This is a genomic window from Streptomyces aurantiacus (assembly GCF_001418335.1).
GTDB classification, from domain to species: Bacteria; Actinomycetota; Actinomycetes; order Streptomycetales; family Streptomycetaceae; genus Streptomyces; species Streptomyces aurantiacus.
The window spans coordinates 1-6784 of record NZ_LIPP01000387.1; the positions used below are offsets into that span (position 1 = coordinate 1).

A 6784-nucleotide genomic window follows, 5' to 3' on the forward strand; every position below is an offset into this window, starting at 1 on the left:
CCGCGCCCGCGCCTCCCCCACCCCGTCCACGGTCTGCAGATCATCCACACTGGCGGCGAGCAGCTTCTGCAGCCCACCGAAGTGCTCGACCAGCCGGTCGATGATCGCGCCAGGCAGCCGCGGCACCTTCGCCAGCAGCCGGAACCCGCGGGGCGACACCGCGGAGTCGAGCGCCTCGGGCGACCCCGTGTAGCCCAACGCCCGCGCCACCGTGGGCATTTCGAGCAGCTCGGCATGAGTGAGCGCGCCGAGCTCGAAGAGCGCCTCGTCCACCGTGCGGGAACGCTTCGCGGTCGGCTCGGGCACATAGTCCCGGACGACGAGCGAACGCTCGGGCTCGACCCCGGCGATCAACTCCTCCAGCTGCAGGGCGAGCAGCCGGCCGTCCGTGCCCAACTCGACCACGTACCCGGCGATCTCCGTGGCGATCCGGCGCACCATCTCCAGGCGCTGGGCGACCGCCGACACGTCCCGGACGGTGACCAGGTCCTCGATCTCAAGAGCCGACAGCGTGCCCGCGACCTCGTCGAGGCGGAGCTTGTACCGCTCAAGGGTGGCCAGTGCCTGGTTCGCCCGGGAGAGGATCGCGGCCGAGTCCTCCAGGACCCGCCGCTGCCCGTCCACGTACAGCGCGACCAGCCGCATGGACTGGGAGACGGAGACGACGGGGAAGCCGACCTGCTTGCTCACCCGGTCCGCCGTGCGGTGCCGGGTGCCCGTCTCCTCGGTGGGGATCGTCGGATCGGGGACCAGCTGCACGCCGGCCCGCAGGATCTTCGTGATGTCCTTGTCCAGGACGATCCCGCCGTCGAGCTTGCACAGCTCGCGCAGCCGGGTCGCGGTGAACTCGACGTCCAGCACGAAACCGCCGCTGCACATCGCCTCGACGGTCTTGTCCCAGCCGAGCACGATGAGCCCGCCGGTGTTGCCGCGCAGGATTCGCTCCAGGCCGTCACGCAGCCCGGTACCGGGTGCCACTGCGCTGAGAGACGCGCGCATCAGGCCATCGGCACCGGAACTCCCGCCGGACTTGCCGGGAACTGCTGCCCGGTCGTTGGCTGCCACTGCACTCCTCCGGTCGCAGGCTTTCTGAGGGCGCCCTCGGTTCGTACGGACGGGCGAGACCTGGGCAAAGTCTACCGGCGCCCTTCCTCGTCCCGTGGGGCGTCTCGCCGACGCGACCTGGGAAGGACCCGCAGCGCGTCTCCCATGTCGGCGACTTCGAGGACCTTCATCCCGGCGGGGACCTTGCCCGGGTCGCTCGGAACGAGGGCGTGGGTGAAGCCCAGCCGGTGGGCTTCGGCGAGTCTGCGCTGGACGCCCGTGACCCGTCTGACCTCGCCCGCGAGCCCCACTTCACCGATCGCGACGAGGTTCTGGGGGAGTGGGGTGTCGCTCGCCGCGCTGGCCAGCGCGAGCGCGATCGCGAGGTCCGCGGCGGGCTCGGACAGTTTCACGCCACCGACCGTCGCGGTGTAGATGTCCCGCTTCCCGAGGGCGCTGATCCGGCCGCGCTGCTCCAGGACGGCCAGCATCATCTGGACCCGGGAGGTCTCAAGACCGGAGGTCGTACGCCGCGGGGTGGGGATCTGGGTGTCCACGGTGAGCGCCTGCACCTCGGCCACCAGGGGGCGGCGCCCTTCGAGGGTGACGGTCAGACAGGTGCCGGGGACGGGCTCGGTCCGGCGGGTGAGGAACAGGCCGGAGGGGTCGGCGAGCCCGGTGATCCCCTCGTCGTGCAGTTCGAAGCAGCCGACCTCGTCCGTGGTGCCGTACCTGTTCTTGATGCCCCGGACGAGACGGAGGCGCGCGTGCCGGTCGCCCTCGAAGCTCAGGACGACGTCCACGAGGTGTTCCAGGAGGCGCGGTCCCGCGATGGCGCCGTCCTTGGTGACATGGCCGACCAGGAGGGTGGCCATGCCGCGCTCCTTGGAGGCGCGGATCAGGGCTCCGGCCACCTCGCGGACCTGGGACATGCCGCCGGGGGCGCCGTCGATCTCCGGAGAGGCCACGGTCTGTACGGAGTCGACGACGAGCAGGGACGGCTTCACCGCGTCCAAGTGACCGAGGACGGCGGCCAGATCGGTCTCCGCCGCCAGATACAGGTGGTCGTCGATCGCCTTGATGCGGTCGGCGCGCAGGCGGACCTGGCTCGCCGACTCCTCACCCGTGATGTAGAGCGTGCGGTGCTCGTCGCTCGCCGCCTTGGCCGCCACGTCCAGCAGCAGCGTGGACTTGCCGACCCCCGGCTCGCCCGCCACGAGCACCACCGCGCCCGGCACGAGGCCGCCGCCGAGCACCCGGTCCAGCTCGGGCACTCCGGTCGGTCGGGCGGTCGCCTGCCGGCCGTCGACCTGGCCGATGGGCAGCGCGGACGTGGTGACGCGGCCGGGAGCCGTCGTACGCACCGCGGGCGCGCCGTACTCCTCGACCGTCCCCCAGGCCTGGCACTCGGAGCAGCGGCCGAGCCACTTGGCCGTCTGCCAGCCGCACTCGGTGCAGCGGTAGGACGGCCGGTCCTTCGCGGTCTTCGTACGGGCAGCCATGACAGGAACCGTAACCGGAGCCACCGACAGAGCGACGACGGCCTGTTCGTCAGCCCGACTTCGATGACGCCGATAACAGGGCACCCTTCACAAACCGGCTACGTCTGGTCAGGAGCACGACACGGAATTCCGGGTTCCTGTCCTCTTATGAGGGATCGTTTCACCCGTACGGATTAAATCTGCGCGGGCCAGGAGAAGGGGCCTTGGCCAGGCGCCTACGGTCGCACGGGTGATGAGCAGCAGTCCCGAGACCTCGACCCGCACCACCGGCGCACACCGAGCGCATCGCGAGGCGCGCGACCGGGCGAAGCGCGACCGCGACGCACATGACCGCGACCTGCACGAGGGCGACGTACACGAGGGCGACGTACACGATCGTGAGGCGCGCGACCGCGATGCGTACGACCGCGATGCGTACGACCGCGGTGCGTACGACCGTGAGGCGCGTGGCCGGGCGGCACACGACCGTGCACCCGACCGGGCACACGGCCGGGCGGCGGCGCGTACGTCGGCGCGTGCTTCGGCGCAGCGTCCGCCGGTCCGCTACGAGCCGTATCTGGACGGCCTGTTCACCTACTGCCTGTCCGTGCTGTGCGACCACGACACCGCGACCGCCGCCCTCGGGGACGCCCTCGCGTTCGCCGAGCGCCGGGGCCGGCGCGGCCCGGACGGGCCCGGCGACCGCAGGGCCTGGCTGTACGCGCTTGCCCGTTGGTCCTGTCTGCGCAGGCTCGCCGAGGCCGAGCAGAAACGTCATGGCACGCACGCCCCGGGCCGTTCCCAGGGCACCGCCGCCGACCTCCCCGCCGCCGCCCGGGAAGACCGCCGCCGTCACGAACTCGCCCGGCTGGCCTGGCCGGAGGCCGCCGGAACGACACCGGAGCAGCGCGAGGCACTCGAACTCGCCGTGCGTCACCAACTCGCCGCGCACGAGGTCGCCGCCGTGCTCGGCATGGCCCCGGTCGCCGCCCGGGAACTCCTCGCGGCGGCGGCCTGCGAGGTCGAGCGCACGCGCGCGGCCGTGGCCGTCGTCGAGACCGGCACCTGTCCGGGCGTCTTCCGGCTCACCGGCGGCAACCAGTCCGCCCTCAGCGCGGCCCTGCGCAGCGAACTGGTCCGGCACGTCGACGACTGCCCGCGCTGCCGCCGGACCGCCGAGCGCGCGGTGCCCGGCACCTGGCCCGGCACCAGTGTCACGCCGGCCGCGCTGCCCGTACTGGAAGCCCCGCGCACGGCCCTCCACACGGCGATGACGCACCTGCCACGCGCGCGTGGCGGCGGTCCGCGCTTCGACCGGCGCGGTTTCCCGATGGACCCCAAGGACCACGCGGCCCGCCGTGACCGGCTGCGCGCGCGTGCCGTCACGACCACGGTCGTCGCCACCGTCGTGGCGGCCCCCGTGCTCGCCGTGTGGGCGGCCTACCGCGGCGCGCCCCTCATCGGCGAGGGCACCGAGGGCCGGCCGGCCGCGGCGAGCGGGGCGCAGGACTCCGAGGAAGGCGGCGGTGAGAGCCCCGGGTACGAGAACACCGGCAAGGCCAGTGAGCGGCCCGGCAGCCGTTTCACCCCGCGCAGTGGCTCGTCCGGTGTCTCCGTGGAGGTCGACGGTGTGGCCCCGGGGCAGGGGAGCGGCCTCTCGGTGGCGGCCGGCACCAGCGGCGACACGACGCTGATCACGCTCACGGCGACCGGCGGTTCAACGGTCCACTGGTCCGCGCACACCGGAGCGTCCTGGCTCTACCTGAGCCGGTCGTCGGGGGCGCTCGCCGCGGGGGAGTCGGTGACGCTCAAGGTGTACGTCGACCAGCTTCGTGAGCCGGTCGGGCCGTGGAGTGCGCGGGTGGCTGTCGCGCCTGCGGGGGCGGTGGTTGTGATCGAGGGGTACGGGACGGCGGGGTCGTCCGAGCCCTCGGCGTCGCCGCCTCGGCCTTCGCCGTCGCCGTCGTCCTCGGCGTCACCCTCGCCCTCACCTTCGGCGAGTGGGCCAGGGCCGGCGCCGTCCGGCTCCGGGCCGTCAGGTCCTGGGCCGTCCGGGCCTGAGCCCACGCCCAGTGGGCCGGGGCCGGATGATCCGGAGCCGGAGCCTCCGCCGGGGTCCTCCGGAGGTTCTGGTCCACCTGCCGGCACTGGTGCCGGTGCCGGCGGCGGCCTCGGTGGGAGTGGTGAGCCGAGTCCGTCGGGGGGCTGAGCGCTTCCGCGGGTGGTTGGTTGGCTGCGGGTTCGTTGTGGCTTGGCGCGCAGTTCCTCGCGCCCCTGAAGGGCCCGGGGTCAACCGGGGTTAAAGGGTCCGAGGTGGGTCTGCGGGGTGGGGGGCCAGCAGGGGGAGCTGTGAGGCGAGTCGTTCCTCGCACAGTTCGGTCAGGCGGTCGTAGCCCGCCTTGCCCATCAGTTCGATCAGTTCCGGGCGGTACGAGACGTAGACCGGGTCTCCCGCGCCGTGCGCCGACGTCGCCGACGTGCACCACCAGTGCAGGTCGTGCCCGCCCGGGCCCCAGCCGCGGCGGTCGTACTCGCCGATCGAGACCTGCAGCACGCGGGTGTCGTCGGGCCGGTCGATCCACTCGTACGTCCGCCGGACCGGCAGCTGCCAGCAGACGTCCGGCTTGGTCTCCAGGGGCTCGCGGCCTTCCTTGATGGCCAGGATGTGCAGCGAGCAGCCCGCGCCGCCGGCGAAACCCGGGCGGTTCTGGAAGATGCACGACCCCTCGTACGGGCGTGTCTGCCGGTCGCCGTCCTCGTCCGTGGAGACCCAGCCGGTCTCGGTCCCCACGTCGTGGTGCTGCCAGATCTCCGGAGTGAGCCTCGCCACATGGCCGGCGACGCGCTTCTCGTCGTCCTCGTCCGAGAAGTGGGCACCCAGCGTGCAACACCCGTCGTCCGCGCGGCCCGCCTGGATGCCCTGGCAGCCGCTTCCGAAGACGCAGTTCCAGCGAGAGGTCAGCCAAGTCAGATCGCAGCGGAAGATCTGCTCGTCGTCGGCCGGATCCGGGAACTCCACCCAGGCACGCGCGAAGTCGAGCCCCTTCTCGTCGCCCTTCGGCGGTTTCGGAGACGTCAGTGGTTTCGGAGACTTCGATGGCTTCGGGAGTTTTCCGGGCTTCTCGGACCCGGACGATCCCGTGGCGGAACCCGTGGTCGATTTGTCGTTCTTCGCCTTTTTCGTCTTTGGCACAAGTCCAGGGTAAGACGCCCGCGACCACTCCGAGGACGGCCGGGCGGTCCGGGCGCAGTAGCGTGCCATACATGAGACTCGGTGTCCTGGACGTGGGTTCGAACACGGTGCACCTGCTGGTGGTGGACGCGCACCCCGGCGCCCGCCCGCTGCCCGCGCATTCGCACAAGGCGGAGCTGCGGCTCGCCCAACTCCTCGACGAGAGCGGCGCCATCGATTCCGAGGGCGTCGACAAACTGATAGCCGTCGTCCAGGAGGCCCTGGAGGCCGCCGAGGACAAGGGCGTCGAGGACCTGCTGCCGTTCGCGACCTCCGCCGTGCGCGAGGCCAGTAACGCCGACGAGGTACTGGCCAGGGTGCGCGCCGAGACCGGTGTGGAGCTCCAGGTCCTCACCGGCGCCGAGGAGGCCCGGCTCACGTTCCTCGCGGCCCGCCGCTGGTTCGGCTGGTCGGCCGGGAAGCTGCTCGTCCTCGACATCGGCGGCGGTTCGCTGGAGATCGCGTACGGGATGGACGAGGAGCCCGACGCGACGGCGTCGCTGCCGCTCGGCGCGGGCCGGCTGACCGCGGGCTGGCTGCCGACCGACCCGGCGGACCCGGCCGACATCAAGGCCCTGCGTCGCCATGTGCGGGCGCAGATAGCCCGTACGGTCGGGGAGTTCAGCCGTTTCGGCGCCCCCGACCACGTCGTCGCCACCTCCAAGACCTTCAAGCAGCTGGCCCGCCTCGCTGGTGCGGCCCGCTCGGCCGACGGCCTGTACGTCCAGCGCGAGCTCAAGCGCCGCTCGCTGGAGGACTGGGTCCCGCGCCTCGCCGCGATGACCGCCGCCGAACGCTCGGAACTCCCCGGAGTGTCCGAGGGCCGCGCGGGCCAGCTCCTCGCCGGTGCCGTGGTCGCCGAGGGCGCGCTGGACCTCTTCGGAGTGGAAACGGTGGAGATATGCCCGTGGGCACTCCGGGAGGGCGTCATCCTCCGCAGCCTGGACCAGATGACTCCCGAGTAGCACCCCCGCACCGCAGGGCGGCGCCTTTGAGGGGCGCGGGGAACTGCGCGCCCAGCCCCCAC

Annotated in this window: 5 protein-coding genes; 2 read left to right on the plus strand and 3 right to left on the minus strand. The window is 72.4% G+C overall.

What is annotated here, in order from left to right:
- Together disA and radA are read right to left on the minus strand one after the other, a co-directional pair.
- The coding region (gene disA, locus AOK01_RS36205; RefSeq protein ID WP_055519250.1) for a DNA integrity scanning diadenylate cyclase DisA at positions 1–1065 on the minus strand (1065 nt) is incomplete at its 3' end.
- A 71-nt stretch (positions 1066–1136) separates the two neighbouring features.
- Entirely contained in the window at positions 1137–2546 is a 1410-nt protein-coding gene (radA, locus tag AOK01_RS36210) for a DNA repair protein RadA (RefSeq protein ID WP_055519243.1), read from the minus strand.
- Between the two features lie 229 nt (positions 2547–2775).
- Between radA and AOK01_RS36215 the strand changes: the two genes are divergently transcribed.
- Positions 2776–4734, plus strand: coding sequence for a hypothetical protein (locus tag AOK01_RS36215; RefSeq protein WP_055519245.1), 1959 nt, complete (start codon positions 2776–2778; stop codon positions 4732–4734).
- 90 nt (positions 4735–4824) lie between these two features.
- Here the strand turns inward: AOK01_RS36215 and AOK01_RS36220 are convergent, their stop codons facing one another.
- Positions 4825–5718 (minus strand): DUF3109 family protein, encoded by an 894-nt coding sequence (locus AOK01_RS36220; RefSeq protein ID WP_055519247.1) that lies wholly within the window; start codon positions 5716–5718, stop codon positions 4825–4827.
- 71 nt (positions 5719–5789) lie between these two features.
- On the opposite strand from AOK01_RS36220, the gene AOK01_RS36225 reads away from it, so the two are divergent.
- Positions 5790–6722: a Ppx/GppA family phosphatase gene (locus AOK01_RS36225; protein WP_055519248.1), complete on the plus strand. Its 933-nt coding sequence runs from the start codon at positions 5790–5792 to the stop codon at positions 6720–6722.
- Positions 6723–6784: the final 62 nt, after the last annotated feature.